Source organism: Streptomyces sp. NBC_00029, assembly GCF_045160505.1.
GTDB lineage: Bacteria > Actinomycetota > Actinomycetes > Streptomycetales > Streptomycetaceae > Streptomyces.
Genome location: NZ_CP108292.1, coordinates 4,140,196 through 4,165,981 on the forward strand (window position 1 = coordinate 4,140,196; position 25,786 = coordinate 4,165,981).

Genomic DNA, 25,786 nt, shown 5'->3' on the forward strand with positions numbered 1-25,786 from the left:
GTGGCCCGGAGGGGGAGCCACCGCGACCGCCGTACACGTGCGTGGCGGCATAGGCTGGGGGTGTGTTCTCCTCCCACGGGCCGAGCGTCCGCGAACTGGCAGTGCAGGGCCTCTCCTCGGTCGAGCGGGGCTACGACCTCCTCGCGCCGAAGTTCGACCACACCCCCTTCCGCACCCCGGACCGCATGCTCGACGCCGTCGAGGAGACCCTCGCCCAGTACGAGGGCACCTTCGGCGCGGGCCTGGACGTGTGCTGCGGCACGGGCGCCGGGATCGCCATGCTGCACCGGCTGTGCCGGGGGCGCGTGACGGGCGTCGACCTCAGCGCGGGCATGCTCGCGGAGGCGGAGCGCCGGTACGGCTCGGACAGTGCGCGCGTGGACTTCGTACGGGCCGACGCGCGGGCCCTGCCGCCCGCCCTCGCGGACGGCTACGACCTGGCGGTCAGCTTCGGGGCCTTCGGGCACTTCCTCCCGTCGGAGCGCCCTGCGCTCTTCGCCGGGATCCACTCCGCCCTGCGCGAGGGCGGCCTCTTCGCGTTCCCGATCGGCGCCCCGCTCCCGCTCGGCTCACCGGTGTGGTGGGCGACGACGGGCTTCGACGCGGCGATGCGGGTGCGCAACGCGGTGTGGCGCCCCCCGTTCGTCATGTACTACCGCACCTTCCCGCTCGGCGGGGTCCGCACGGACCTCCGGGCGGCCGGCTTCACGGTCGAGACGGTCCCCCTGGACCACTTCGGCCGCCGCCCGGACGGCACCCCCCACTGGCGGCTCCTCCTGGCCCGCCGCCGGTAGCGCGCGGGCACCGCTCGGGCGGTTTCATCGGCTCGCGAGCACCTCGATCAGCTCTCCCCACTCGACCGCGATGCACGACCAGGCAGTTCAAGGCGAGGCTCGGGTACACCCCGCGGAGCGTGGGCACGTCGGAGGCGGCCCGGAGCAGCGGCAGGAGCAAGGAGCCGAACCAGGTGTCCGCCGGAAGCGGAGGGTCGTAAGCGGCGAGCAGCGCCGCCCACTCTCTTTCCGGTTCCGAGGAGTTCCCCGCCGCTGTCAACACGTCACGCTCCCCGGGAGTTCGACTTCGACCGCGGGACCATTCTTTGCATCCCTCGGGAGAGGGGCATCGCGGTCACCGGCCGGGCCCGCCCGCGCCGCCGTATCCCGGTGCGCGAGGGCGCTGCCGAGTAGGCTGAAGCAGCACCCCCTGGAGGACACCATGGCCGCCGAGCTCCCCGAATGGATGCTCCCGCCCCGCCCGAGCGGCTGGGAAGCGGATGACCTCGATCACCTGCCCCAGGCTCCCCGGCACACCGAGCTCATCGACGGAGCGCTGATCTTCATGATGTCCCCGCAGCGGTCCTGGCACTCCCGGCTCGTGGAGAACCTGACCTTCAGCCTCCGCCACGCCGCGCCGGACGGCGTCGAGATCGAACGGGAGATGACCGTCCGACTCGACAAGAAGAGCCGCCCCGAACCGGACATCCTGGCCGCGACGGTCGCGTACGACCCCGACCGCACCCGGTACCTCCCGGACGAAGTCGCCCTGGTGATCGAAGTCGTGTCGGAGGAGTCGGCGGACCGCGATCGCTCCATCAAGCCCTTCAAGTACGCCCAGGCGGGGATTCCCCACTTCTGGCGTGTCGAGGACGAGGAGAGCGGTCCCGCCGTCCACGTCTACGAGCTGGACACCGTCACCCGGAGCTACGTCGCCACGGGAATTCACCGGGAGTGGCTCAAGGTGGCGGTTCCGTTCCCCGCGACCATCGATCTGGGCGGCCTCGTCCCCTGAATCCGCCTCAGCCGGTGCGCAGTTCGCGCTTGAGGATCTTGCCGCTCGCGTTGCGGGGGAGTTCCGTCACGAACTCGACCGCGCGCGGGACCTTGTAGTTGGCCATCTCGCGGCGGGACCAGGCGATCAGGTCGTCCGCGGTGAGGGTGGAGCCGGAGCGGCGGACCGCGTAGGCCTTGCCGACCTCGCCCAGGCGGGGGTCCGGGATGCCGATCACCGCGACGTCCGCGATGTCGGGGTGCAGTCCGATGAGTTGTTCGATCTCGGCGGGGTAGGCGTTGAAACCGCCGACGATGAACATGTCCTTGATCCGGTCGGTGATGCGCAGGTTCCCGTCCCCGTCCATGAACCCCACGTCGCCGGTGTGCAGCCACCCGTCTGCGGTGATCGCCCTCGCGGTCTCCTCGGGGTCCTCGAAGTAGCCCTGCATGACGTGGTGGCCGCGGACCAGGATCTCGCCCGTGCGCCCGGCCGGCTGCGGCTGCCCGTCCGCGTCCACGATGGCCACCTCGGTGCCCGGGATGGCCCGGCCGGAGGTCGCGGAGATGATCTCCGCGGGGTCTCCGCGGCGGCACATGGTGACGATGCCGCTCGCCTCGGAGAGCCCGTAGGCGGTGAGGACCGTGGCGATGCGCAGCTCGCCGCGCAGCCGCTCGACGAGCCGGAGCGGGACCACGGCCGCGCCGGTGACGACCAGGCGCAGGGCGGAGAGGTCGTGGTGGGCGCGCTGGGGGTGGTCGAGGAGCGACTGGTGGAGGGTGGGCGGCCCGGGGAGTACGGAGATCCGCTCGGCGGCGACGTTCGCGAGGACGGTGTCCACGTTGAAGACGGGCTGCGGGACCATCGTGGCCCCGCGCATCAGGCAGGCGATGATCCCGGCCTTGTAGCCGAAGGTGTGGAAGAAGGGGTTCACGATCAGGTAGCGGTCGCCCTCGCGCAGTCCGGCGAGCTCGCTCCACACGTCGTAGCAGCGCAGCGACTGGGCATGGGTGATGACCGCGCCCTTGGGGCTGCCGGTGGTGCCGGAGGTGAAGATGATGTCGGAGGGGGATTCGGGGCGGATCGCGGCGGCGCGTTCGCGCACCGCCGCGGCCGGCACGCCGTCCCCGCCCGCGAGGAAGTCCTTCCAGGTGCGGAAGGAGTCGGGGGCGTCGTCGGAGAGGACGACGACCTGTTCCAGGTGCGGCAGTCCGGGCAGCGGGCCGGTGCCGGAGCCCTCGGCGGCGGCGCGGCGCAGGGAGGCGACGTAGGAGGTGCCGAGGAAGGTGCCGGTGACGAACAGCAGCCGGGCCCGGCTGCGTTCCAGGACGTACGCGGCCTCCGCGCCCTTGAAACGGGTGTTGAGGGGGACGAGCACGGCGCCCGCCGAGACGGCGCCGAGGGCGGAGACGATCCACTCCAGGGTGTTGGGCGCCCAGACGGCGACCCGGTCGCCGGGCTCGGTCCCGGCGGCGATGCAGGCGGCCGCGGCGCGCTCGACGCGTTCGCCGAGCTGCGTGTAACTGATCCGGGCGCGCCCGTCGACGACGGCCTCGCGGTCGGCGTACTGTGCCGCTGCCGCCCGGACCAGCCCGGCGATGCTGCCCCAGCGCAGGTCTCCGCGTACGTCCTCGCGCCGGTCGCCGTGCCGGAGGTCGTTCCGGTCGTCGCGCCCGTAGTCGCCCATGCGTGCCACCTTCCCGCAGACCCAGTAGCTGACTATCCGTCAGATTAGCTGTAGCCTTCGCGGCTGTCAGTACTGGCGCACCCCGGAGGTGGCGATGGCTGCAACGCTCAAGGACGCGACGGCGATAGTCGGCATCGGCCAGACCGCCTTCGCGAAACAACTGCCCCAGTCCGAGAAGGAACTCGCCTGCCGGGCCATCCTGGCGGCCCTCGCCGACGCCGGCATAGAGCCGTCCGAGGTCGACGCCTTCTCCTCGTACACCATGGAGGAGACCGACGAGGTCGAGGTCGCCAAGGCCATAGGCGCCGGCGACGTGACCTTCTTCTCCAAGATCGGCTACGGCGGCGGCGGTTCCTGCGCCACCGTCGGCCACCTCGCCTCCGCCGTCGCCACCGGCCAGGCCACCGTCGGCGTCGCCTGGCGCTCCCGCAAGCGCGGCTCGGGCCCCCGCCCCTGGAAGAACACCGCCGTCCAGCTGCCCACCCCCGGCCAGTGGACCAGACCCTTCGGCCTGCTGCGCCCCGCCGACGAGATCGGCATGCTGGCCCGCCGCTACATGCACGAGTACGGCGCCACCCGCGACCACCTCTTCAACGTCGCCATGGCCTGCCGCAACCGGGCCAACGCCAACCCGGCCGCGATGATGTACGAACGCCCGCTGACCCGTGAGATGTACATGACCTCCCGCATGATCAGCGACCCGCTCTGCCTCTTCGACAACTGCCTGGAGACCGACGGCGCGCTCGCCTGCGTGATCGTCTCCGCCGAGCGTGCCCGCGACTGCCGCCAGAAGCCCGTCTACGTGCACTCCGTAGCCCAGGGCCTGCCCGCCCAGCACCACGGCATGGTCAACTACTGGAACGACGACCCCCTGTCCGGGCCCGCCTGGACCGCCGCCCGCCACCTGTGGAAGCAGGCCGACTTCGGACCCCAGGACGTGGACGTCGCCCAGATCTACGACGCCTTCACCCCGCTGATCCCGCTCTCGCTGGAGGGCTACGGATTCTGCGGACGCGGCGAGGGGGCAGCCTTCACCGAGGGCGGCGCCCTGGAGATGGGCGGCCGGCTCCCCATCAACACCGGGGGCGGCGGCCTGTCCGAGGCCTACGTGCACGGCTTCAACCTGATCAACGAGGGCGTCAAACAGCTGCGCGGCGTCTCCACCGCCCAGGTGCCCGACGCCGCGACCTGCCTGGTGACGGCGGGCGAGGGAGTCCCGACGTCCGCGATCCTGCTGAGGAGCTGACCCCATGACCACCACCTCCGCCGCGGCGGACGCGCTGCTGCTGCCCGTCCCCGACGAGGACGGCGCCCCCTTCTGGGAGTACGCCGCCCGGGGCGAGCTCCGCGTCCAGGCCTGCACCTCCTGCGGCCGGCTGCGCTTCCCGCCCCGCCCCTGCTGCCCGCACTGCCGGTCCTTCGACAGCGAGTGGCGCCGCATGAGCGGCCGCGGCCGCATCTGGTCGTACGTCCGGCCGCACCCGCCGCTGCTGCCGGCCTACGCCGCCCAGGCCCCGTACAACGTGATCCTCGTGGAGCTCGCCGACGCCCCGCACATCCGGCTCGCCGGGAACCTGGTGACCTCGGCCGACGCCCCGCTCGACTCGGTGGACCCAGGCCGGCTGCGCATCGGCGCCCGCGTCCAGGTGGTCTTCACCGAGACCGGCGGCATGGCCGTGCCCCGCTGGGTCCTGGAGAAGTCGTGACCGTGCGCGTGGAACGGGACAAGGCGACCGGGGTCGCGGTCGTCACCCTCGACCGGGAACACCGTCACAACGCCGTCGACCTGGCCACCGCGGCCGAACTGAGCGCGGTATGGCGGGAATTCCGGTTCGCCGAGGAAGTGCGGGCGGTGGTGCTGACGGGCGCCGGCAGCGCCGCCTTCTGCACCGGCATCGACCGCGGCGTCGACGTTCCGCAGCCCGCCTCGCCCTACTCGGCCGACGACCCGCTGATCGCCATCGGCCCCAAGGCGGGCGACCTGTGGAAGCCGGTCGTCGCCGCCGTCAACGGCATGGCCTGCGGCGGGGCGTTCTACCTGCTGGGCGAGGCGGAGTTCCTGATCGCCTCCGACACCGCCACCTTCTTCGACCCGCACACCGCCTACGGGATGGTCAGCGCCTACGAGGCCGTCTACATGGCGCAGCGCATGCCCTTCGGCGAGGCGGCCCGGATGTCCCTCATGGGCACGGCCGAGCGGCTCTCCGCGCGCCGGGCCCACGAGATCGGGCTCGTCTCGGAACTGACCGCGCCCGACGCGCTGCTCCCGGCGGCCCTGCGGGCGGCGGAAACCCTGGCCGGCTTCCCGACAGAAGCCGTACAGGGCACCGTACGGGCCCTGTGGTCGGCGAAACAGGCCGCGCTCCAGCAGGCCCTGGCGCAGGCCCCGGCGCTGATCGCGCTGGGCAACCTGGCGCCGGAGCGGCAGGCGGAACTGTTCGCCTCGCGAAGGCCCGGTACGGAGCACAGGCTGCGCTGACCCGCCCGGCGGGCCGGGCCTCAGGGCTTGCGCGTGGACTTCGGGCCGGGCTTCTTCGGGGTGGACTTGGGCGTGGCCCTCGGCGTGGGCCCGGAGCCGTCCGACGTGGTCGACGCCGGGCCCGGCGTCCCGGTGCCGGACGATTCGACGGGCCGGTCGAGCCTGCACGTGGTGACCTCGCCCGCGCGCGAGGGCTCCTTGAGCGCCACCTCGACCGTACGGGTCTCACGGGCCTCCAGAGTCGCCCTGACCTCGGTCGACTCGACGACGGCGCCGCCCGCGCCCTCCCGGTACAGGTTCACCACGAAGGTCGCCCTGCGGTCCACGTTCGAGGTGAGCCTGATCGTGGTGACCGGCGGGGTGCCGCCGACGCAGGTGACCACCACGGCCGTGGCCGGGGCACCGCTCGCACTCCGGGAGGGCGACGCGGCGGCCGTGGCCGTGCTGTTGCTGCTGCCGCTCCGCTGGCTCTTCTTCTTGCTCTTGGAGCTGGAGCACCCGCCGCCGCTGCTCTTGCTGCTGCTCTTGCTGCCGCTCTTGCCACCGCTCCCGCTGCTGCTGCTTCCGCCGTGCGAGGAGAAGCCGGTCAGTGCGAACACGACCGCCACCAGCACCGCGGTGAACCTGATACGACGTCCAGCCACCATGGCCCGAACCTCTCCCCCGGGGACAACGGCGCGTCACGCTACCAGGCGCGTCGCACCCCGCATCGGGCGTACGGGGACCCGATCGGCCCCGGGTCCTGGCGTGCGGGCCGCGGGGGCCGGGCGTAGCGTCGGGACCGAGACCCCTATCCCGGAGGGCCGGGCATGCTCCGCAACGTACTCGGCTCCCTGATGGGTCTGATCGGAGCGGCGGCCGCCGTCTGGAGCCCCTTCCGTGCCTGGTACGACGGCCGTCTCGGACGCGACTACCGCGTCCAGGAGCTCTTCACCTCCGCCGGGATCACCGATCACGGCTCCGTCCTGCTGGCCTCGGTCCTGCTCCCGTACCTCTTCGCCGCGGTCCTCACGCTGTGCGCGGTGCTGCTCCGCTCGCGGCTGCTGATGGCGCTGGCGGGGGTGGTCGTGCTCGGCTTCACCATCCTGTGGATGGTCCGCCAGGGCCAGGCCGTCGGCAGCCTCTCGGTGGGCGGCGAAAGCTCGGGCCTCGGTGACGGCCTCGCCAACGCCCTCGGCGCGGGCGCGCTGATCCTCCTGGGCGCAGCCGTCATGCGCGGCCGCCCCGCCCGCACCAACCGCCCGCTCCCCCCGACGACGCCCGTCTGACGGCCGTCCGGGACCCGTTCCCCGGGACTCCGTGCCCGACGGGGACCCGGCCCGGACATGGCGGCGGCCCCGGCCCCCCGGGTGGGGGCGGGGCCGACCGGCCTGACTGGCGGGTGGGGATCAGGCGGCGTCGACGACGCCGGAGGCCGCGATCTCGACCTTGCCCTTGGGGGCACCGGACTGGGAGCCCAGGGCCTCGATCTGGTCCACGAGCTCCTGGCCCGAGACGACCTCGCCGAAGACGACGTGCTTGCCGTCGAGCCACGAGGTGACGACCGTGGTGATGAAGAACTGCGAGCCGTTGGTGTTGCGGCCGGCGTTCGCCATCGACAGCAGGTACGGGCGGTCGTGCTTCAGCTGGAAGTTCTCGTCCTCGAACTTCTCGCCGTAGATGCTCTTGCCACCGGTGCCGTTGTGGTTGGTGAAGTCACCGCCCTGCAGCATGAACTGGGGGATGACGCGGTGGAAGCCCGAGCCGGCGTAGCCGTAGCCGTTCTGGCCGGTGCACAGCTCGCGGAAGTTGCGCGCCGTCTTCGGGACGACCTCGTCGAAGAGGGCGAAGACGATGCGGCCGGCGGGGGCGCCGTTGATGGTGATGTCGAAGTAGACGTTGCTCATGGGGTCCATCCTGTCACTCCCGGTGCAGTGCGCTACCCGGCGGGGCCGCAGCCCCGCCTCCGGGCAGGTCAGCCGCTCGTCCGGGTGCCCGTGCCCTTCGCCGCGTCCAGGGCGTACACGCAGCGGTCCTTGCTGCATGCGTAGACCACTCCGGCGTCCGCCACCGGGGCGCCCGTGATCTCGCCGCCGGTGGCCAGCTTCCAGCGCAGCTGGCCGCCCGCCGCGTCCAGCGTGTACAGGCAGTGGTCGGCCGAACCGAAGTGCACGCGGCCGTCCGCGACCGCCGGGAGGCCGGTGATCTCGCCGCCCGCCGCGAACCGCCACTTCGGAGTGCCGGTGACCGCGTCGAGCGTGTACAGCGCGCTGCCCGCGCCCAGGTGGACGTTGCCGTTCGCGACGACCACCGGGTCCGAGGACTGCCGTGCCTCCGTCGCGATCCGCCAGCGGTCCTGGCCGGTGGCCGCGTCGAGGGCGTAGACGGTGCCCAGGTAGTCGACGAGGTAGACCCCGCCGCCCGTGACGGCCGCGCCCGGCGCGAAGGCCGGGGGCGCCAGGAAGACCGCGGGGGCCTCGAAGTGCCAGCGGACCCGGCCCGAGGCCCGGTCCACCGAGATCACCCGGGTACCGGCGGCCACGTAGACGTTCCCGTCCGCCGCCGGGGTGACCCGGACCGGCACGTTGCCGCAGGAGGCCGCGTCACCGACCGGGTACGACCAGGACTCTCGGCCGGTGCGGGCGTCCAGCGCGCGCAGCCGCGCGTCCTGCCACACGTACACCGTGCCGTCGTGCAGGACGGGGGCCGCCTCCGCGGTCTCGAAGTCGCTCTGCGCGCCGGTCAGCTCCCACAGCTTGTGGCCGTTGGAGGCCTCACGGCCCTGTACGCCGCCCCCGCGCGTGGCGGTGACGACCGTGCCGCGCTCGGCGCGCAGCGCGTACACCCAGGCGTCGGTGGACAGCCGCCAGCGCTCGGAGCCGTCGCCGGCGTCGAGCGCGTACAGGGAGGGGCCGTCGGAGGCGTGGATCCGGTTGTCGGCGACCGCCATCGACCAGGCGACGTCGCGGGTCTTGAACTGGCGGCGGCCGCTCGCCACGTCCAGCGCGTGGACCTCGAAGGAGGTCACGTAGAGCAGGTTCCCGGCGACGGTCGGGGTGCCCCAGACCTCGTTGGACATGCGGAAGCGCCACGGTCGCCAGCGGCCGCTGTCCGGGGACGGCCCGGGGCTCGGTACGGGCTGCACCGCGGAGGGGGTGGCCACCGACCCGCCGGGCGGGCGGATCCAGCCGGTCGCCGAATCCGCGGCGGAGGACGAGGCGTGCGCGGCCGGGGCCGCGGCGGTCGCGCGGGGACCGGGCCCGATCGGCACGGGCGAGCCGCCCAGTCGCACGGGCTCGCCCGAGGGCACCGGGGACATCGGTGGGTGGTGCGGGCGCTGCGGGACGGCCTGGCCGGTCCGCGGGTCCACCCAGGAGTCGACCCCGCGCGGGCGGCGGTGCGTGGCGGCCTCGGAGGCCGCTCCCCGGCCCCCGGAGCCCGGGCCGGGCGCCGGCACCACGGGGGCGGGCGGCGTACGGTGCCCCGCGCGCCGGGCCTCGATCATCGCGACGGCCCGCGCCGGCAGCCACGCGGAGGCGGTCCCGCTGTCGTCACCGCCGTCGAACAGGTGCGGGGCGAGCTGTGCCTGCAGGTCGGCCGGGGTGGGCCGGAGCGTGGCGTCCATCTGCATGCAGGAGTCGATCAGCGGCCGCAGCTCGGCCGGCAGCCCCTCCAGGTTCGGGCCCTCGCGCAGCAGCATGAAGACCGTCTCCACCGGGTTCGCCCCGTGGTACGGCGGGTGCCCGGTGGCGGCGAAGACGAGGGTGGAGCCGAGCGAGAAGACGTCGGACGCGCCCTTGACGCTGCGCGAGTCCTTCGCCTGCTCGGGCGACATGTAGGCGGGGGTGCCGACGGCGACGTTCGTCATGGTCAGGCGGGTGTTGGAGACCCCGCTCGCGATACCGAAGTCGATCACGCGCGGGCCGTCCTCGACGACGAGCACATTGGACGGCTTCAGGTCGCGGTGGACCAGGCCGGCGCCGTGGATGGACTGCAGGGCCTCGGCGATACCGGCCGCGAGCCACCGTACGGCCTGGGCGGGCATGGGCCCGCACTCGTTGACGATCTCCTCCAGGGAGGGCGCCGGGACGTACGCGGTCGCCAGCCACGGCACGGCGGCACGCGGGTCGGCGTCGACCACGGCCGCGGTGTAGAAGCCGGACACGGCGCGGGCGGCCTCCACCTCGCGCGTGAAGCGCACGCGGAAGAGCTGGTCCTCGGCGAGCTCGGTGCGCACCGTCTTGATCGCGACCCGCCGTCCGGAAGCGGACCGCGCGAGATAGACCAGCCCCATGCCGCCGGCGCCGAGCCGTCCCAGCACCTCGAAGGGGCCGATCCGTCTCGGGTCGTGCTGCGTCAGCTGCTCCACCACTCGCCTCCACACCCATCCCCGTACGGGCCACTCACCGGGCCCGCTTCCACCGGCACGGGGCCCTGCCCCGTGCAGCGTCTCACCCCGGGCGCCACCCGGGTCGAGCAACCCCGATTCTGTCAGGCCCGGACCCGGTCCGGCCCCGGCACGTCGAGGAGGGCGGTGTGATCTGCTCGGCGGTCCGTCCGGGACGGCCTACGCGTCAGGCTTCGTCCGGGGTTCCGAGAGCAGTCCGAAGACCGCCCCCTGATTGTCGGCGACGACCGCGATCCGGCCGTAGGGGGTGTCGAAGGGGTCGGCGGTGACCCGGCCGCCGAGCCGCTGCACCGTGGCGACCGACTGATCGCAGTCCGGGACGGCGAAGTAGGCGAGGAAGTGCGCGGGCATGATCTCCGGGAAGGCGTCGGTGATCAGGCTGCGGCCCAGGACGGCGGTCTCCGTGCCGGGCGCGCGGCCGGGCGGGGACCAGATGCGGTACTCCACCCCGGCGTCGTCCTGGTCCTGGGGGACGTAGCCGAAGACCTTGGCGTAGAAGACGTCGACGGCGTCGCGGGCCCGTGTGTAGACCTCGCTCCAGCAGTACGAGTACGGCTCCTGCTGGACGTCGAAGCCGTGGTGGGTGCCGGGCTGCCACAGGCCGAACACGGCGCCGCCGGGGTCGGCTGCCATCGCGGCGGTGCCGTACGGGCCGACCGGCATCGGGTCCATGACCATCTGGCCGCCGGCGGCGCGGATGCGCTGCGCGCAGGCGTACGCGTCGGTGGTGTAGAGGTAGATCCCCCAGACGGTGGGCATGCGGCCGTCGGGCTTGGGGGCGAGGGCGGCGACGTTGCGGCCGCGGCTGTAGGCCTGGGTGTAGTGGCCGTACTCGGCGCCCGCCCCTTCGGTGAAGGTCCACCCGAAGAGCTCGCCGTAGAAGCGCTTGCCCGCCTCGACGTCCGGAAGCGAGGCGTCCACCCAGCAGGGTGCGCCTTCCGCGAATGCGGCCATGGGCCCGTTTCCTTCCGTTGTGCGGGGGTGTGTACCCTCCCACCTCTCCCAGCCATGATCTGCCCGAAAACTTGTCCACAGCCTGTTGATAAGACTATTCGGGGGAAACCTCGCGGAACCGGGCGACACGCCCGGGCCCGTGGCCCGGGGGCGACCGGTGCGGGGCTGCGGCGCGCCGACGACCGGACAGGGGGCGCGCAGGGGGCGCACAGGACCGGTCTCCCGGCCTGAATGCGCCTCCTTGATCGCCCGACTCCGCCTTCCGCCCAGGCCAGGGACCCCGTAACCCCATTTGCAGGCGGCCGAATAGCGCGCCGATCACCCCTCGGTAAGCTGACGGCATGACAGGACAAGTACGCACCGTCGACGGGCGTGTCGCCGGCCGGCGCGGCCAGGCGACGCGGCAGAAGCTGCTCGACTGCCTCAGCGAGATGCTCAGCTCCTCGCCGTACCGCGACGTCAAGGTGATCGACGTCGCCCGCAAGGCCGGTACCTCCCCCGCGACCTTCTACCAGTACTTCCCGGACGTCGAGGGCGCCGTCCTGGAGATCGCCGAACAAATGGCCAGCGAGGGCGCGCAGCTGACGTCGCTCGTCGAGGGCCGGACCTGGGTCGGCAAGTCCGGGTGGGCCGCCGCCGAGGAACTCGTCGAAGGATTCCTCGAGTTCTGGCGCCGCAACGACGCGATCCTGCGGGTCGTCGACCTCGGCGCGGCCGAGGGCGACAAGCGCTTCTACAAGATCCGCATGAAGATCCTGAACTCGGTCACCAACTCCCTCACGGAATCGATGAAGGAGCTCCAGGCCAAGGGCAAGGTCGACAAGGACGTGAGCCCCGCGGCGATGGCCGGTTCGCTGGTCGCGATGCTGGCCGCGGTCGCCTCGCACCAGAAGGGCTTCCAGGCCTGGGGCGTCAAGCAGGCCGAGCTCAGGCCGAACCTGGCGCTGCTCGTCCACCTCGGCATCACGGGCAAGAAGCCGACGAAGTAGCGGCGGACCCCCGGACGCTCTCCAGGGGCCCGCCGACCGTGCCCGACCCGTGCCCGCTCCTCCGCTCCCTGTGCCCGCCCCATGCCCGACCACACAAGACAACGTCCGACTACACCTGACAACGCCTGATCGCGCCTGCGATCAGCGACGCTCCAGGCGGAACAGCCGGATCTCGCGCTCGATGCGCGCCTGGTACGTCGCGTACGGCGGCCAGAACCTCAGCACCGCCTGCCACGCCTCCGCGCGTTCCTCACCCGCCAGCAGCCGGGCCCGGACGGGGATGTCCCGGCCTTGCCAACTCACGTCCGCGTCCGGGTGCTTGAGCAGGTTTCCGGTCCACGCCGGGTGCCCGGGCCGGCCGAAGTTGGAGCCGATCAGGATCCACGTCGTGCCGCCGTCCTCCGGCATGCAGGCGAGCGGGGTCGTGCGCGGTTCCCCGGTCCTGGCACCCTTGGCCGTGAGGATCACGCCCGGCAGCATCTGGGCGCTGAGGATGACCCTGCCGCGGGTCAGCCTGTGCACCGCCTTGTCCATGGCGGGGATGAAGTGCGGCGCGATCTTGGCGAAGAGCATGGTCGAGGAGACCTTCTGCATCAGCTTGACGCCGGGAGCCATCAGACGGCCACCTTCTCTTGTGCGGGCGGGGGTGTGGGGGTGGGCGCAGCGGGACGTTGCGGCTGCGGCGCGGCCGCGGCCGGATCCGCGAACAGGCCCGCACGGTCGGCGGCGTGCGCCCGCAGCCGGTGGACCGGGCCGAACAGCAGCTCGTCGGCCGCCGCCCGCTTGAAGTAGAGGTGCGCGTCGTGCTCCCAGGTGAAGCCGATGCCGCCGTGCAGCTGGATCGCCTCACCCGCGGTCACCCGCAGGGCCTCCAGGGCCTGGGCGAGCGCGAGACCGCCCTGATCCGGGTCCCAGGCGGCGTAGTAGGCCGCCGAGCGGGCCGCCTGCACCTGTACGTACAGGTCCGCGAGCCGGTGCTTGACCGCCTGGAAGGACCCGATCGCCCGGCCGAACTGCTCGCGCTGGCGTACGTACTCGACGGTCCTGGCGAGCGCCCGGCCGGCCGCGCCGACCGCCTCGGCGGCCAGGACGGCGGAGGCGGTACGCCCGGTGGCCGCGAGGGCGCCGAGCACATCGGCCCCTTCGTCGCCGAGCAACTCCGCCGGAACGTCGCGCAGTTCGATCCTGGCCTGCGGGCGCGTCTCGTCGAGCACGGCCTGCCGGGTCCGTACGAGCCCGGGCGCGTCCTCGCGCACGAGGAACAGCAGCGTGCGGCTGCGCGCGAAGCCGCCGGTGTGCGCGGCGACCAGCAACAGCCCGGCACTGTGCCCGTCCAGCACCTGAACGGCCTCGCCGTACAGCCGCCAGCCGCCCCCGGCGGCGTCGGCGCGGGCCTGGACCCCGCCGGCGCGGCCGCCGCCGGACCACTGCCCGGAGGCGTCCTCGCCGGTCAGCGCGAGGGCGGTGGCCAGCGCCGGGCCACTGACGGCGAGGGCGGCGGTCAGCCCGCCCGTCGCCAGCGGCGGGAGCAGCGCGGAGCGCTGGGCGCCCGTACCGAGGGCGGTGACCAGCGGCACGCACAGCGCGGCGGTGGCCAGCAGCGGCGAGGGCAGCAGCGCCCGCCCGGTCTCCTCGCAGGCCAGGGCCAGATCGGCGGGGCCGCAGCCGACGCCTCCGTACTCCTCGGCGACGGCGATGCCCGGCAGCCCGAGCTCCCGGGCAAGCTGCTGCCACAGCTCACGGTCATGCCCGGCGGCGGTACGGACGGCAGCCTTGACCTCGTCGGGGCCGCAGCGTTTGCCCAGGATCTCGCGCAGGGTCCGGCGTATCTCGTCCTGCTCCGCGGTGAAGGCGGCATCCATCGTCTGGCTCCTCCTGGGGGCACCTCCCAGCAACAGCTGGGGGAGTATCTGACGGGCCGTCATGTTAGGCCCGGCAGAAGCAGATGCACAGGGGGCGACGGGGGCGGGTTGCACGGAGAGCCGGGGTGGGCCGCAGGGCGGGGTCTAGCATCTGACGTGCCGTCAGATATACCGTTCCCCCATGCCTGGACTCACACCTGGAGCCACGTCCCAACCCCGCCGGAGGGTCGCGGTGGTCGGCGTCGCCCTCTCGGACTGCGGCCGGGTCGACGGCCCCACCCCCTACGCCCTGCACGCACAGGCCGCCCGGCGCGCCCTCGCCGACTCCGGCCTGGACCGCTCCGTCATCGACGGCTTCGCCTCGGCCGGCCTCGGCACGCTCGCGCCGGTCGAGGTGGCCGAATACCTGGGGCTGCGCCCCACCTGGGTCGACTCCACCTCCGTGGGCGGCTCGACCTGGGAGGTCATGGCCGCCCACGCGGCGGACGCGATCGCCGCCGGGCACGCCAACGCCGTGCTCCTGGTCTACGGATCCACGGCCCGGGCGGACATCAAGGCGCGGCGCCGCACGTCCAACCTCTCCTTCGGAGCGCGGGGACCGCTGCAGTTCGAGGTCCCGTACGGCCACACGCTGATCTCCAAGTACGCCATGGCCGCCCGCCGCCACATGCACGAGTACGGGACGACGCTGGAACAGCTCGCCTCGGTGGCCGTACAGGCCCGCGCGAACGCGGCCACGAACCCGGACGCCATGTTCCGCGACCCCATCACCGTCGAGGACGTGCTCGGCGGCGACATGATCGCCGACCCCTTCACCAAGCTGCACTGCTGCATCCGCTCGGACGGCGGGTGCGCGGTGCTCCTGGCCGCGGAGGACTACGTCCCGGACACCGCCAAGGCCCCCGTCTGGATCCTGGGGGCGGGCACGTCCGTGTCCCACACCACCATGTCGGAGTGGGAGGACTTCACGGTGTCCCCGGCGGCCGTCTCGGGCCGCATCGCCTTCGAGCGGGCCGGCCTCACCCCGGCGGACGTGGACCTCGCGGAGATCTACGACGCCTTCACCTACATGACCCTGGTGACCCTGGAGGACCTCGGCTTCTGCGCGAAGGGCGAGGGCGGGGCGTTCGTGGAGAAGGGCCGCCTGCTGCGCGACGGGGAGCTCCCGGTCAACACCGACGGCGGCGGCCTGTCGGCCTGCCACCCCGGCATGCGCGGCCTGTTCCTCCTCGTGGAGGCGGTCCGCCAGCTCCGCGGCGAGGCGGGCCCGGGCCAGGTCACCAAACCCGGCGGCCGCCTCCCGCAGGTCGCCCTGGCCTCGGGCACGGGCGGCTGGTTCTGCTCGTCGGGAACGATCCTGCTGGGGCGGGGGTGACCGGACCCCGCCCGGGGGGCGGGGTCCGCTACTTCCCCTCGGCGAGGGTGTGGGCCACGAGGGCGTTGGCGTGACCGTGCCCCAGGCCGTGCTCCGTCTTGAGCCAGGAGACGAGCTCCATGTGCTTGGTCAGCGGCGAGGACCGGATGAGCTCCTGCCACTCCCCGATCGGACGTCCGTACTTCTTCTCGATGGACGGGAAGTAGCTGGCGGGGCCCTTGACGGTGTCGGCCATGGCGGGTCTCCTCGGGGTGGGTGCGTGGCGGGTGGCGGGTGGCGGGTGGCGGGTGGTGCGTCGTTCGTGTCGTAGTGATGACTGCTGCGGCGCGGGCAACTCATCGGTGGGGCGGAAGATTTATTCGGCGGGGGGTGGGCGAGCGCGGCGGATGAGGTCGGCTGGTGGGGCGGGGGCTTCGGGGGCGGGAGCCGAGCACTCGGGAGTCAGAGATGCGTATGGGGGTTTCCCGTCAGTCTCATCGTCTCTCCGTGTCGGGCCGGCCCCTCAAGGGCGCTCCTTCGTCGCGTCGCTACGCGATGGCCTGCGGCCACCCTTGACCGACCGTCCCGCCCCGGACATACGAAGACTGTCGGGAAGCCCCCAAAAGAACGAGCCGGTCCGAGCTTCCAAGGACGGGGCGGTCGGAGAAGCCCTGCCCGGTCGGGCGCGAAAGGGCACCTTCCCGAGGCGGGGCCCATCCAGACCACCGGCCGGGTCGGGGGAAGCGCGTCCAATCGCTACGCGCTCCTCATCTCTCGGCGTCCACCGACCGTCTTGGGCCGGACATAGGCCGCCCACGGTCCCGGTTCACCTCACGAACTGCGTCCGACGACCGTCTGGAGCCCGGCATAAGCCGCCTCAGATCGCTACGCGCTTCTCCTGGGACTGCGACCGGCGGCCGGCAGGGCCTGATGCCTCTGCTATTCCGTCGTGGATCCAGGTCAGTGCACAAGTGACACCACAAACCCGCCCCCAAACAGGGGTAATTGGGGCAAACGGTCGGCGATTCGAGCGGTCCGCTCTCGCTGACCCCACTCCACGACGAAATAGCCGTTGTCAGGCGCTTTTCCACCCCGGACAGCCCTCAGGCGCCCTCAATGAGGAGCGCTGGGGCGTCTTGGGCGGCTTATGACCGGCCACAGACGGTCGCCGGACGCACCTTGCCAGAGGAACCGAGGGCGTGGGCGGCCTATGTCCAGCCCCGGACGGTCGTCGGACGCTGAGATATGAGGAGCGCGTAGCGATTGGACGCGCCCACCGACCCGGCCGGTGCGCGGCATGGGCCCCGCCTCGGGAAGGAGCCTCACCCCCGACAGGCAGGGCATCTCCGACCACCCCGTCCCTAAAAGGAATGCCCGGCCCGTTCCTTTGGGGGCTTCCCGGCAGTCTTCGTATGTCCGGGGCGGGACGGTCGGTCAAGGGTGGCCGCAGGCCATCGCGTAGCGACGCGACGAAGGAGCGCCCTTGAGGGGCCGGCCCGACACGGAGAGACGATGAGACTGACGGGAAACCCCCATACGCATCTCTGACCACCGAGTGCTCGGCTCCCGCCCCCGAAGCCCCCGCCCCACCAGCCGACCCCGCCCCCGAAGCCACCGCCGCACCAGCCGACCCCGCCCCCGAAGCCCCCGCCCCGCCACCCGACCCCGCCCCCAATCCACTGGCCCGCCGCCCCGCCCCTGCTGTTCCATGGGCCGCATGACCAGCGAAGCCACCCCTGACGACTTCCGCTCCACCCTGCATTCCCTGCGCGTGTGGGACTCCCCGCTCCCCGGGTTCGACACCGACACCGCGCCCGGGGAGCCCCTGGCCCTCTTCCGGGAGTGGTTCGTGCATGCCGCGCGCGCGGGGCAGCTGGAGCCGCACACCATGAGTCTGGCGACTGTGGACGGCGACGGGCGGCCCGATGTGCGGATCCTGATGCTGCACGACGTCGATGCGCGCGGCTGGCACTTCGCCTCGCACGCCACCAGCGCCAAGGGCGTGCAGCTGGCCGCGCGGCCGGAGGCCGCGCTCGGGTTCTACTGGCCGTCCGTGGGACGCCAGGTCCGCGTCCGGGGCCGGGTCACCGCCTGCGGGCCCGAGGAGAGCCGGGCGGACCTGGCGGTCCGCTCGCGGGGTGCGCTCGCCGCCGCGCTCACGGGGCGGCAGAGCGAGGTGCTCGGCTCCCTCGAGGAGCTGGCGCGGGTCTCGGCGGCCTCCTGGGAGCGGGCCGGAGCCGAGCCCGACGCGCCTGCTCCGACCTGGACGCGGTACGTACTGGAGCCCGTCGAGGTGGAGTTCTTCCAGGGGGACGCCGCGCGCAGGCACGTCCGCCTGCGGTACTTCCGTACCGCCGACGGGTCCTGGGACCGCGAGCTGCTCTGGCCCTGACCGTCGGCGGCGGCCCGCACCTCACCCCGGCGGCGCCGGCCGGAAGACCGCCACCCACACGCCGTCCGCCGCCTCGCGGAAGGTGACCGTCAGCGGCATGCCGATGCGCAGGTCCGCCGCCCCCGAGTCCACCACCTCGGTCATCATCCGCGGGCCCTCGGCCAGGTCGACGACCGCCGCCGTGTACGGGACGCGCGTTCCGAACGGCGGGAGGTCGTTGCGGTGGATCACCGACCAGGTGTAGAGCGTCGCCCGGCCGCTCGCCGCCTCCCAGGTCACACGGTCCTCACCCGCCCAGCAGAACGGGCAGAACTCGCGCGGGTAGTGGTGCGCCCGTCCGCAGTCGGCGCAGCGCCGCAGCAGCAGCCGGCCCTCCGCTGCGGCGTCCCAGTAGTGCCGGGTGAACTCGTCCGCCTCGGGGAGGTCGTACCGCGCGGTGCCGGTCAAAGGAACAGTCCGATCGCCGCGTCGAGGGACCAGGTCTGCCAGGACATGGCGAGGAGCGCGACGAGCGAGATGAGCGCCATCATCGCGTTCTGCCCCTGCTCGGCCCAGTCGTGGATCATCAGCACCAGGTAGAGCAGGTTCAGCAGGAGCCCGCCGACCAGGGCGATCGGGGTCAGGAAGCCGAGTACGAGCCCCAGCCCGAGTGCGAGTTCCGCGTAGACGACGATGTACGCCATCGCTTTCGGCCGCGGTGCGACGACGCGGTCGAAGCCGCCCTTGACGAAGGTCCAGCGGTGTTTGCCGGCGACGTCGGCGGCCCAGGCGATGCCGGTGCCCCGCTCGAACCAGCCCTTCTTGTCCTTGTGCCGCCAGCTCTCCAGCCACCACAGGCCGAGGCCTATCCGGAGCACGGCGAGCCATTCGGCCCCACTGAGCCAGATGGTCTGCATCGGCAGCCCCCACCCCTCTCGCGATCGACGCGCACGCTCTATCTGACGGTACGTCAGTTCAGCGGATCCGGAGCGATCGCGCAAGGGTCCGGCCGCCCGCGGGTGCGCGGCCTGCGCGGGCGGCCCGCACGCCGTGATCGATCCGCAATCGATTCCCCGCCCGACCGAGACCCATCAACCCAGCGTGGCGATACGATCACACCTCATGCCCGGAGACCCGACAGCACCCGACATGACCACCCAGCCCCGCCCCGTGTACGTCATCGGGGCCGGCCCCGGCGGCCTCGCCGCGGCCGCCGCGCTGCGCGCCCGCGGGGTCCGTGCGGTGGTCATCGAGAAGTCCGACGCGGTCGGTTCGTCCTGGCGGGGGCACTACGACCGGCTGCGCCTGCACACCACGCGCCGGCTCTCCGCCCTCCCGGGCCTGGCCATGCCGCGCCGCTTCGGGCGCTGGGTCCGCCGCGACGACGTCGTGCGCTACCTCGAGAAGTACGCCGAGTTCCACGAGCTTGAGCTGGTCACCGGCGTCGAGGTGACCCGGATCGAGCCCGCTCCCGAGGGGGACGGCTGGATCCTGCACGCCACCGGTGGGCGCGAGCTGGCCGCCGCGGCCGTCGTCGTCGCCACCGGCTACAACCACACGCCCGCGCTCCCCGACTGGCCGGGCCGGGACACGTACGAGGGCCGGCTGCTGCACGCCGCCGACTACCGCAACCCGCAGCCGTACGCCGGCCGGGACGTCCTCGTCGTCGGCGTCGGCAACACCGGCGCCGAGATAGCCGTCGACCTCGTCGAGGGCGGCGCGGCGCGCGTGCGGCTCGCCGTGCGCACCGCGCCGCACATCCTGCGCCGCTCCACCGCCGGCTGGCCGGCCCAGCGCAGCGGGATCCTCGTGCGCCGGCTGCCCAAGCGCCTCGTGGACCGGCTGGGCGCGCTCGTCGCACGGGCCTCCGTGCCGGACCTGTCGGCGTACGGGCTTCCGCGCCCCGCGACCGGCCTGTACAGCAGGGTCGAGCAGGGGTCGATACCGGTTCAGGACGTCGGTCTGATCGACGCGGTGCGCAGCGGCAAGGTGGAGCCCGTGGCCGCGGTGGAGTCCTTCGACGGCGCCGAGGTGGTGCTCGCGGACGGCTCGCGGATCGCCCCGGACGCCGTGATCGCGGCGACCGGCTACCGCCGGGCCCTGGAGGGGCTGGTCGGACACCTCGGGGTGCTCGACGAGCGCGGCCGCCCCCGTACGCACGGCGCCCGCAGCCCCGGGCAGGCCCGCGACCTGTACTTCACCGGCTTCAGCAACCCCATCAGCGGGATGCTCCGGGAGATGGCCATGGACGCGGAGAAGATCGCCAAGGCGGTCGCCCGGCGGACGTCCGGCAGCTGAGCCGCCGCCCGCACCGCACCACGGAGGGGCGCCGTCGACGCCCGCCGCACCCGCCGGTGCCCGCCGACGCCCCTCGGCGGGTCACAGCAGGTGGTCCAGGTCGTAGAGGCGCCGGCGCCACCAGGCCCCCCTGCGGTGCGGCTGCCGGTGGGCGAACGGGTCGGGCACGGTCCGGCGCCACAGCTCCTCGTCCAGTCGGGCCAGCAGGGCCTCCAGTTCCCGGCGCGGCCGGGGCGGCAGCCTGTGGACGACCAGTTCGAGGAGGTCCCGGGCCACGGCGATGTCGTTGCGGAGGTCGCAGTGCTCGCAGCCGCAGTAGTCCCGCCGCAGGTACAGCCAGCGGCCCGGAAGGGCGAGGAAGGAGCGGCAGGTCGCGAGGGCCGTTGCCGTCGCCCCGGGCCAGAGCCCTTCGTCGTACGGGCGCCGGCACTCCTCGCGGTGGATCGCGGCGACCGTCCGGGAGGAGAGCCGGTCGATCCGGGTGGGCCACGGTCGGAGCGGCCGGAAGCCCCCGCAGTGACCGGCACCCGTGTACATCGGCTGGGGCAGGGCCGGTTCGGCGCGCAGTGCGCTCGGTCGCCTACGCGGCATGGGCCTTTCGGACAGCAGTCATGCGGTAGATGATCACACTGCCGCGGGCAGACATCCAGGGCCGCGGACGGTGCGCGTGCCGACCCGGGCCGCGGGCGGGTGATCTCGGCCGGAAGTGCACTCTGGACCCGCTCCGCGGGAATCTGTCACCGTTCACCACACCACCTCCACAGCTTTCCTGCGCAGCCCTGTTCCTGACGGCACGTCAGTTCAGTAATCTGACTACACGTCAGTTATTGAGTTCCATCGAGGTTCATCGAGCAGGAGTGGGCGGCAACGATGCTTGGATCTACTCACGGCACCCTCACCACCGACTTCCGCGCACGTGTCGAGGCCTGCGGGGAATCCCCCCGGACCGCCGTCCATTCGTCGGCGGCCCCCTCCCCCGACGACGCGGTTCCCCTGGACGTCAGCGGACGACCGCTGCACGCCGACGTGCCCGACCTGGACCGGTTCTTCCGGCCCGAGTCCGTCGCCGTCATCGGCGCCTCCGACGCCGAGGGCCGGCCCAACACCGGCATCACCCGCCAGCTCATCGCCTGGGCGGAGCGCGTCGGTGCCCGGCTCCACCCGGTACACCCCACCCGCCCCACCGTCTTCGGGCTGACCTGCCACGCCTCCGTGGCCGACCTGCCCGAACAGGTGGACCTCGCCGTCCTCCTCGTCGCCGACCCGCTCCCCGTCATCGAGGAACTGGCCGAGACCAAGGTCAAGTTCGCCGTCGCCTTCGCCTCCGGCTTCGCCGAGACAGGCGACGCGGGCGCCGCCGCCCAGGAGCGGCTCGGCGCCGCCGTCCGGCGCTCGGGCCTGCGCCTGCTGGGCCCCAACACCAACCTCAACGCCTTCGAGGAGTTCCGCGAGGACCTCGACGGCCCGGCGATCGCCCTGATCACCCAGTCCGGCCACCAGGGCCGGCCCGTCTACACCCTCCAGGAGCTGGGCATCCGGCTCTCCCACTGGGCGCCCACCGGCAACGAGGCGGACCTGGAGACCTCCGACTTCATCTCCTACTTCGCCGAGCAGCCCGAGGTCGGGGCCATCGCCTGCTACGTGGAGGGCCTGAAGGACGGCCGGTCCTTCCTGCTCGCCGCCGACCGGGCCGCGCGCAACGGGGTCCCCGTCGTCGCCGTCAAGGTCGGCCGCACCGAGACCGGCGCGCGCATGGCAGCCTCCCACACCGGGAAGCTGACCGGCGCCGACACCGTCGTGGACGCCGCCATGCGCCAGTTCGGCGTCATCCGCGTCGACGGTCTCGACGAGCTCCAGGACACCGCCGCGCTGCTCGCCCGGGCCCGCAGGCCCAAGGCCGAAGGCGTCGTCGTCTACTCCATCTCCGGCGGCACCGGGGCGCACTTCTCCGACCTGGCCACGGAGGCGGGCCTGACCCTGCCCGCCCTCTCGCGGGCCAAGCAGGACGAGCTCCACCAGTGGATCCCGGAGTACCTGAACGTCGCCAACCCCGTCGACAACGGCGGCCACCCGGTCGGCGACTGGCGCGGCCGGAAGATCATCGACGCGATCCTCGCCGACCCCGCGGTCGGCGTCCTGATCTGTCCGATCACCGGCCCCTTCCCGCCCATGAGCGACCGGCTCGCGCAGGACCTGGTGGACGCGGCCGAGCAGAGCGACAAGCTGATCTGCGTGATCTGGGGCTCCCCCGTCGGCACCGAGGAGGCCTACCGCACCACCCTCCTCGGCTCCTCCCGCGTGGCCACCTTCCGTACCTTCGGCAACTGCATCACCGCCGTACGCGCCTACCTCGGCCACCACCGCTTCACCACCGGATACCGCTCCCCCTTCGAGGACGCACCGCGGACGCCCTCGCCCTCGTACCGCAAGGCGCAGGCCCTCATGCGGCCGTCCCAGCAGCTCAGCGAGCACGCGGCAAAGCAGCTCCTGCGCGCCTACGGGATACGGGTCCCCCGCGAACAGCTGGTGACGAGCGCGGCGGCGGCCGTCCGCGCGGCCGGGCTGGTCGGCTACCCGGTGGTGATGAAGGCCTCGGGACCGCAGCTCGGGCACAAGACGGAGCTCGGCCTGGTGAAGATCGGCCTGACCTCGGCGAGCCAGATCCGCGACGCGTACCGGGAGCTGACCGACATCGCACGCTACGAGAACGTGCCGCTCGACGGGATCCTCGTCTGCCAGATGGTGGAGCGGGGCGTGGAGATGGTCGTCGGCGTCACCCAGGACGACCTCTTCGGCCCGACCGTGACGGTGGGACTGGGCGGGGTCCTGGTGGAGGTGCTCCACGACGCGGCGGTCCGTGTCCCGCCGTTCGGCGAGGACCAGGCGCGGGCCATGCTGAGGGAACTGCGCGGGCACGCGCTGCTGGAGGGCGTACGGGGGGCGCCCCCGGCCGATGTGGACGCCCTGGTGGAGGTCGTCCTGCGCATCCAGCGGATGGCCCTCGAACTGGGCGACGAGCTCTCCGAGCTGGACATCAACCCCCTGATGGTCCTCCCCCGGGGCCAGGGGGCGGTGGCCCTGGACGCCCTCGCCATCTGCCGTTGAGCGGCGCCCCCGCACCCCACACGAACGGAAGCCCGCCCATGACCGGCACCCCCGAGGACGAAGTCCTCCACCGCATCGACAACGGCGTCGCCTGGATCACCCTCAACCGCCCCGAGGCGATGAACGCCGTCACCTGGGACCAGCGCGAGCGCGTCATCGCACTGCTTGCCGAGGCCTCCGCCGACCCCGCCGTGCGGGCCGTCGTCATCACCGCCACCGGCAAGGGCTTCTGCGCGGGCGCCGACCTGCGCGGCAGCCCGGGCGGAGCCGCCGCCGGCGAGCGCATCGCCGGTGACGTCGCCCGCATGATCCGCCTCGGCGCGCAGCGCCTGATCACCGCCGTGCTCGACTGCGAGAAGCCGGTCCTCGCCGCCGTCAACGGCACGGCCGCCGGTATCGGCGCCCATCTCGCCCTCGCCTGCGACCTCGTCATCGCCGCCGAACCGGCCCGCTTCATCGAGGTGTTCGTCCGCCGCGGGCTGGTCCCCGACGGCGGGGGCGCGTACCTGTTGCCGCGGCTGGTGGGCCCGCAGAAGGCCAAGGAGCTGATGTTCTTCGGCGACGCCGTCCCGGCCGCCGAGGCCGAGCGCCTGGGCCTGGTCAACCGGGTGGTGCCCGCAGAGGAGCTGGAGGCGACCGTCCGCGCGTGGGCCGAGCGGCTCGCGCAGGGACCCACCCGGGCGCTCGCCATGACCAAGCAGCTGGTCAACGCCTCCCTGGACGGCGACCGGGCGGCCGCGCTGGCCGCCGAGGCCACCGCTCAGGAGATCAACATGACCACGGCCGACGCGAACGAGGGCGTGGCGAGCTTCGTGGAGCGCCGCACGCCCAAGTACCTCGGCCGCTGAATCCGTCCTACATCTGCGGGTCGGGCTTGAGCAGCGCGAACACCGCTCCGGCCGGGTCGGCCAGCCAGGCGATCCGGCCGACGTCCGGGAGGTCGGTGGCCGGCATGACGACCGACCCGCCGTTCGCCCTGGCCACCGCGACGGTGGCGTCGACGTCCGTCACGTGGAAGTACGGCGTCCAGCGCGCCCGGTCGCCCTCGCCGCCCATGTGCGGGGCGATCCCGCCGAAGGAGGCGTCCTCCTGGTCCCCGTCGGCGGTGCTCAGGACCTGGTACGTCATCCCGGGCGCGGGCATCTCGGCACTGCGCCATCCGAACAGGCCGGTGTAGAAGGCCAGGTCGGCGGCGGGGTCCCCGACGTGGAGTTCCGTCCAGACCAGCGAGTTCGGGGCGGACGTCAGCTGGAGTCCGGCGGTCTTCCCGGGCTGCCAGCAGGCGAACTCGGCGCCCTGCGGGTCGGTGTAGTGGGCCAGCCATCCCTCGCCCATGACGTCCCCGGGCTCCATCCGTACCTGCCCGCCGGCGGCACGGACGGCCTCGGTGGTGGCCTGGATGTCGGAGGTCATGAAGTGCTGCATCCAGGCGGACGTCGCCCCCTCCTCGGTGAGCGGTCCGAGCGCGGCGACGGTCTTCCCGTCCACCTGGAAGAAGCCGTAGCCGCCCGCCTCGGGACCGGCGGAGGCGAAGTCCCAGCCGAGGACGGCGCCGTAGAACGCGACCGCCGCCTCGGTGTCGGGGCTCCCCAGGTCGAGCCAGTTGGGTGATCCGGTGGTGAAGTCGGTGCCGAGCATGGGGTCCTCCCGGGACTACGGCGGCGGTACGAGGTCGCTGCCACGATGCCGAGCCTCCACCCCCGCCCGGGCGTACGGACCCACGGAGGCGGGGGGTTTCACCCGCGTGGGGGTACGGGCACCCGGTCCGGTGCGTGCCGGAACTGGTCGTAGAAGGCCGTCTTGAGCCGGAGCGACTGCTCCTCGGCCTCCCTGAAGCAGGCCGCGGCCGCCGCTTCGTCGTCCGCGCCGGTGAGCAGCTCCCGTACCCGGGTGCCCAGGCGGTCGGAGTGGGTGGTGGACAGCAGGGACACGCTCTCCAGGGAACGCTTCTTGGCGTCGTGCACGTGGTGCGGGTAGTAGAAGCGCGAGCGGTTCTCGCCGTCGCCGGTGAGCTGTGGTCCCATGCGCTGCCACAGCCGCCCGTACTCGACGGAGACCAGGATCTCGCCCCAGAACCGCAGGATGGTGAGCAGCTTCAGGTCGGAGCGTTCGTGGCCGCCCGCGTCGGCGATCAGGGCGAAGGTGTCCTCGATGGCGCGCCTCGTCGCCGCGGTCGGCCTGGACCGGACGATGGCGGACCTGGGGATCCCGAGGCTGCCCATGTCGTACGTCATGTCCTCGCGGTGCGAGGGGGTGTGCCCGCGGCCGTCGGGGTACTCCTCGCGGAGGATGACCCGGGCGATCCGCAGCCCGGCCTCGTCCTGCAGCAGGTCGATGGCGAGGTCGTAGGCCGGGGTGAAGGCGAGGGAGAGGAAGCGCCGCTGGAGCAGGACCTCGGCGAATTCCTGGTCCGGGAGCCGCGTGATGTCCGCGAGCACCGGATGCCGCTCGTACTGCTCGATCAGTTCGTCCTCGAACCTGTCCAGGTCGCGCACGGCCGTGTCCCTTCTCTTGTCTCCCGGTCGTTCTGCTG

General features: G+C 72.8%; 25 protein-coding genes. 12 read left to right on the forward strand and 13 right to left on the reverse strand.

Going from position 1 to position 25,786, the window contains the following annotated elements; all coding sequences use genetic code 11:
- Nucleotides 1–62 precede the first annotated feature (62 nt).
- Both OG753_RS19340 and OG753_RS19345 read left to right on the forward strand, forming a co-directional pair.
- On the forward strand, nt 63–794 hold the full coding sequence (locus OG753_RS19340) for a class I SAM-dependent methyltransferase (RefSeq protein ID WP_327263009.1): 732 nt from the start codon (nt 63–65) through the stop codon (nt 792–794).
- A gap of 421 nt (nt 795–1,215) precedes the next feature.
- A complete protein-coding gene (locus tag OG753_RS19345) occupies nt 1,216–1,788 on the forward strand; it encodes a Uma2 family endonuclease (protein WP_327263010.1) in 573 nt (190 codons plus the stop codon).
- A 7-nt stretch (nt 1,789–1,795) separates the two neighbouring features.
- On the opposite strand, the gene OG753_RS19350 is transcribed toward OG753_RS19345, so the two are convergent.
- Nucleotides 1,796–3,454: a FadD3 family acyl-CoA ligase gene (locus OG753_RS19350; RefSeq protein ID WP_327263011.1), complete on the reverse strand. Its 1,659-nt coding sequence runs from the start codon at nt 3,452–3,454 to the stop codon at nt 1,796–1,798.
- 94 nt (nt 3,455–3,548) lie between these two features.
- Here OG753_RS19350 and OG753_RS19355 point away from each other — a divergent pair, with 94 nt between their 5' ends.
- Genes OG753_RS19355 through OG753_RS19365 form a run of 3 tightly spaced genes read left to right on the forward strand, consistent with a single transcriptional unit; the run spans nt 3,549 to nt 5,933 of the window.
- A complete protein-coding gene (locus OG753_RS19355) occupies nt 3,549–4,700 on the forward strand; it encodes a lipid-transfer protein (RefSeq protein WP_327263012.1) in 1,152 nt (383 codons plus the stop codon).
- Between the two features lie 4 nt (nt 4,701–4,704).
- Nucleotides 4,705–5,160 carry a Zn-ribbon domain-containing OB-fold protein gene (locus tag OG753_RS19360; protein WP_327263013.1) on the forward strand — a complete coding sequence of 152 codons (456 nt, stop codon included), beginning with the start codon at nt 4,705–4,707 and terminating at the stop codon, nt 5,158–5,160.
- The gene (locus OG753_RS19365; RefSeq protein WP_327263014.1) at nt 5,157–5,933 is read left to right on the forward strand and encodes an enoyl-CoA hydratase/isomerase family protein; all 777 of its coding nucleotides are present in this window, start codon (nt 5,157–5,159) and stop codon (nt 5,931–5,933) included. Before OG753_RS19360 ends, OG753_RS19365 begins: the two co-directional genes overlap by 4 nt.
- 20 nt (nt 5,934–5,953) lie before the next feature.
- On the opposite strand, the gene OG753_RS19370 is transcribed toward OG753_RS19365, so the two are convergent.
- A complete protein-coding gene (locus tag OG753_RS19370; RefSeq protein ID WP_405789365.1) occupies nt 5,954–6,580 on the reverse strand; it encodes a hypothetical protein in 627 nt (208 codons plus the stop codon).
- 162 nt (nt 6,581–6,742) lie between these two features.
- Here OG753_RS19370 and OG753_RS19375 point away from each other — a divergent pair, with 162 nt between their 5' ends.
- A complete protein-coding gene (locus tag OG753_RS19375) occupies nt 6,743–7,201 on the forward strand; it encodes a hypothetical protein (RefSeq protein ID WP_405789367.1) in 459 nt (152 codons plus the stop codon).
- Between the two features lie 120 nt (nt 7,202–7,321).
- On the opposite strand, the gene OG753_RS19380 is transcribed toward OG753_RS19375, so the two are convergent.
- From OG753_RS19380 to OG753_RS19390, 3 genes are all read right to left on the reverse strand, one after another.
- The gene (locus OG753_RS19380) at nt 7,322–7,819 is read right to left on the reverse strand and encodes a peptidylprolyl isomerase (RefSeq protein ID WP_327263017.1); all 498 of its coding nucleotides are present in this window, start codon (nt 7,817–7,819) and stop codon (nt 7,322–7,324) included.
- A gap of 68 nt (nt 7,820–7,887) precedes the next feature.
- Nucleotides 7,888–10,284, reverse strand: a complete 2,397-nt coding sequence (locus OG753_RS19385) for a serine/threonine-protein kinase (RefSeq protein WP_327263018.1) — start codon at nt 10,282–10,284, stop codon at nt 7,888–7,890.
- A 195-nt stretch (nt 10,285–10,479) separates the two neighbouring features.
- The gene (locus tag OG753_RS19390) at nt 10,480–11,274 is read right to left on the reverse strand and encodes a VOC family protein (RefSeq protein ID WP_383203746.1); all 795 of its coding nucleotides are present in this window, start codon (nt 11,272–11,274) and stop codon (nt 10,480–10,482) included.
- Between the two features lie 341 nt (nt 11,275–11,615).
- Between OG753_RS19390 and OG753_RS19395 the strand changes: the two genes are divergently transcribed.
- Entirely contained in the window at nt 11,616–12,263 is a 648-nt protein-coding gene (locus tag OG753_RS19395; protein WP_327263020.1) for a TetR family transcriptional regulator, read from the forward strand.
- Nucleotides 12,264–12,404: 141 nt separating this feature from the next.
- Here the strand turns inward: OG753_RS19395 and OG753_RS19400 are convergent, their stop codons facing one another.
- Nucleotides 12,405–12,878 carry a nitroreductase family deazaflavin-dependent oxidoreductase gene (locus OG753_RS19400; protein ID WP_327263021.1) on the reverse strand — a complete coding sequence of 158 codons (474 nt, stop codon included), beginning with the start codon at nt 12,876–12,878 and terminating at the stop codon, nt 12,405–12,407.
- Nucleotides 12,878–14,125, reverse strand: a complete 1,248-nt coding sequence (locus OG753_RS19405) for an acyl-CoA dehydrogenase family protein (RefSeq protein ID WP_405789370.1) — start codon at nt 14,123–14,125, stop codon at nt 12,878–12,880. Before OG753_RS19405 ends, OG753_RS19400 begins: the two co-directional genes overlap by 1 nt.
- Nucleotides 14,126–14,306: 181 nt before the next feature.
- Here OG753_RS19405 and OG753_RS19410 point away from each other — a divergent pair, with 181 nt between their 5' ends.
- Nucleotides 14,307–15,500: a thiolase C-terminal domain-containing protein gene (locus OG753_RS19410; protein WP_327263023.1), complete on the forward strand. Its 1,194-nt coding sequence runs from the start codon at nt 14,307–14,309 to the stop codon at nt 15,498–15,500.
- A gap of 28 nt (nt 15,501–15,528) precedes the next feature.
- On the opposite strand, the gene OG753_RS19415 is transcribed toward OG753_RS19410, so the two are convergent.
- Complete coding sequence (locus OG753_RS19415) at nt 15,529–15,735, reverse strand: DUF4287 domain-containing protein (protein WP_327263024.1); 207 nt, start codon at nt 15,733–15,735, stop codon at nt 15,529–15,531.
- A gap of 1,452 nt (nt 15,736–17,187) precedes the next feature.
- Here OG753_RS19415 and OG753_RS19420 point away from each other — a divergent pair.
- A complete protein-coding gene (locus tag OG753_RS19420) occupies nt 17,188–17,871 on the forward strand; it encodes a pyridoxal 5'-phosphate synthase (RefSeq protein WP_405789371.1) in 684 nt (227 codons plus the stop codon).
- Between the two features lie 21 nt (nt 17,872–17,892).
- Here the strand turns inward: OG753_RS19420 and OG753_RS19425 are convergent, their stop codons facing one another.
- Both OG753_RS19425 and OG753_RS19430 read right to left on the reverse strand, forming a co-directional pair.
- On the reverse strand, nt 17,893–18,318 hold the full coding sequence (locus OG753_RS19425; RefSeq protein ID WP_405789373.1) for a Zn-ribbon domain-containing OB-fold protein: 426 nt from the start codon (nt 18,316–18,318) through the stop codon (nt 17,893–17,895).
- On the reverse strand, nt 18,315–18,767 hold the full coding sequence (locus tag OG753_RS19430) for a DoxX family protein (RefSeq protein ID WP_405789374.1): 453 nt from the start codon (nt 18,765–18,767) through the stop codon (nt 18,315–18,317). Before OG753_RS19430 ends, OG753_RS19425 begins: the two co-directional genes overlap by 4 nt.
- Before the next feature lie 205 nt (nt 18,768–18,972).
- On the opposite strand from OG753_RS19430, the gene OG753_RS19435 reads away from it, so the two are divergent.
- A complete protein-coding gene (locus tag OG753_RS19435) occupies nt 18,973–20,148 on the forward strand; it encodes an NAD(P)/FAD-dependent oxidoreductase (RefSeq protein WP_327263028.1) in 1,176 nt (391 codons plus the stop codon).
- An 81-nt stretch (nt 20,149–20,229) separates the two neighbouring features.
- Here the strand turns inward: OG753_RS19435 and OG753_RS19440 are convergent, their stop codons facing one another.
- Nucleotides 20,230–20,739, reverse strand: coding sequence for a hypothetical protein (locus tag OG753_RS19440; RefSeq protein WP_327263029.1), 510 nt, complete (start codon nt 20,737–20,739; stop codon nt 20,230–20,232).
- A gap of 279 nt (nt 20,740–21,018) precedes the next feature.
- On the opposite strand from OG753_RS19440, the gene OG753_RS19445 reads away from it, so the two are divergent.
- Nucleotides 21,019–23,253, forward strand: a complete 2,235-nt coding sequence (locus OG753_RS19445; RefSeq protein ID WP_327263030.1) for an acetate--CoA ligase family protein — start codon at nt 21,019–21,021, stop codon at nt 23,251–23,253.
- Between the two features lie 38 nt (nt 23,254–23,291).
- Complete coding sequence (locus OG753_RS19450) at nt 23,292–24,101, forward strand: enoyl-CoA hydratase-related protein (RefSeq protein WP_327263031.1); 810 nt, start codon at nt 23,292–23,294, stop codon at nt 24,099–24,101.
- 7 nt (nt 24,102–24,108) lie between these two features.
- Here OG753_RS19450 and OG753_RS19455 read toward each other — a convergent pair whose 3' ends face one another.
- Both OG753_RS19455 and OG753_RS19460 read right to left on the reverse strand, forming a co-directional pair.
- Complete coding sequence (locus OG753_RS19455) at nt 24,109–24,891, reverse strand: VOC family protein (RefSeq protein ID WP_327263032.1); 783 nt, start codon at nt 24,889–24,891, stop codon at nt 24,109–24,111.
- A 98-nt stretch (nt 24,892–24,989) separates the two neighbouring features.
- Nucleotides 24,990–25,748 (reverse strand): hypothetical protein, encoded by a 759-nt coding sequence (locus tag OG753_RS19460; protein WP_405789376.1) that lies wholly within the window; start codon nt 25,746–25,748, stop codon nt 24,990–24,992.
- Between the last annotated feature and the right edge of the window lie 38 nt (nt 25,749–25,786).

Coding starts and splice junctions, on each gene's coding strand:
- OG753_RS19380 (WP_327263017.1), bottom strand. CDS start 7,819: ATGAGCAACGTCTACTTCGACATCACCATCAACGGCGCCCCCGCCGGC.
- OG753_RS19450 (WP_327263031.1), top strand. CDS start 23,292: ATGACCGGCACCCCCGAGGACGAAGTCCTCCACCGCATCGACAACGGC.
- OG753_RS19355 (WP_327263012.1), top strand. CDS start 3,549: ATGGCTGCAACGCTCAAGGACGCGACGGCGATAGTCGGCATCGGCCAG.
- OG753_RS19395 (WP_327263020.1), top strand. CDS start 11,616: ATGACAGGACAAGTACGCACCGTCGACGGGCGTGTCGCCGGCCGGCGC.
- OG753_RS19455 (WP_327263032.1), bottom strand. CDS start 24,891: ATGCTCGGCACCGACTTCACCACCGGATCACCCAACTGGCTCGACCTG.
- OG753_RS19430 (WP_405789374.1), bottom strand. CDS start 18,767: ATGCAGACCATCTGGCTCAGTGGGGCCGAATGGCTCGCCGTGCTCCGG.
- OG753_RS19445 (WP_327263030.1), top strand. CDS start 21,019: ATGCTTGGATCTACTCACGGCACCCTCACCACCGACTTCCGCGCACGT.
- OG753_RS19420 (WP_405789371.1), top strand. CDS start 17,188: ATGGGCCGCATGACCAGCGAAGCCACCCCTGACGACTTCCGCTCCACC.
- OG753_RS19410 (WP_327263023.1), top strand. CDS start 14,307: ATGCCTGGACTCACACCTGGAGCCACGTCCCAACCCCGCCGGAGGGTC.
- OG753_RS19370 (WP_405789365.1), bottom strand. CDS start 6,580: ATGGTGGCTGGACGTCGTATCAGGTTCACCGCGGTGCTGGTGGCGGTC.
- OG753_RS19390 (WP_383203746.1), bottom strand. CDS start 11,274: ATGGCCGCATTCGCGGAAGGCGCACCCTGCTGGGTGGACGCCTCGCTT.
- OG753_RS19350 (WP_327263011.1), bottom strand. CDS start 3,454: ATGGGCGACTACGGGCGCGACGACCGGAACGACCTCCGGCACGGCGAC.
- OG753_RS19415 (WP_327263024.1), bottom strand. CDS start 15,735: ATGGCCGACACCGTCAAGGGCCCCGCCAGCTACTTCCCGTCCATCGAG.
- OG753_RS19375 (WP_405789367.1), top strand. CDS start 6,743: ATGCTCCGCAACGTACTCGGCTCCCTGATGGGTCTGATCGGAGCGGCG.
- OG753_RS19400 (WP_327263021.1), bottom strand. CDS start 12,878: ATGGCTCCCGGCGTCAAGCTGATGCAGAAGGTCTCCTCGACCATGCTC.
- OG753_RS19360 (WP_327263013.1), top strand. CDS start 4,705: ATGACCACCACCTCCGCCGCGGCGGACGCGCTGCTGCTGCCCGTCCCC.
- OG753_RS19345 (WP_327263010.1), top strand. CDS start 1,216: ATGGCCGCCGAGCTCCCCGAATGGATGCTCCCGCCCCGCCCGAGCGGC.
- OG753_RS19435 (WP_327263028.1), top strand. CDS start 18,973: ATGCCCGGAGACCCGACAGCACCCGACATGACCACCCAGCCCCGCCCC.
- OG753_RS19405 (WP_405789370.1), bottom strand. CDS start 14,125: ATGGATGCCGCCTTCACCGCGGAGCAGGACGAGATACGCCGGACCCTG.
- OG753_RS19440 (WP_327263029.1), bottom strand. CDS start 20,739: ATGCCGCGTAGGCGACCGAGCGCACTGCGCGCCGAACCGGCCCTGCCC.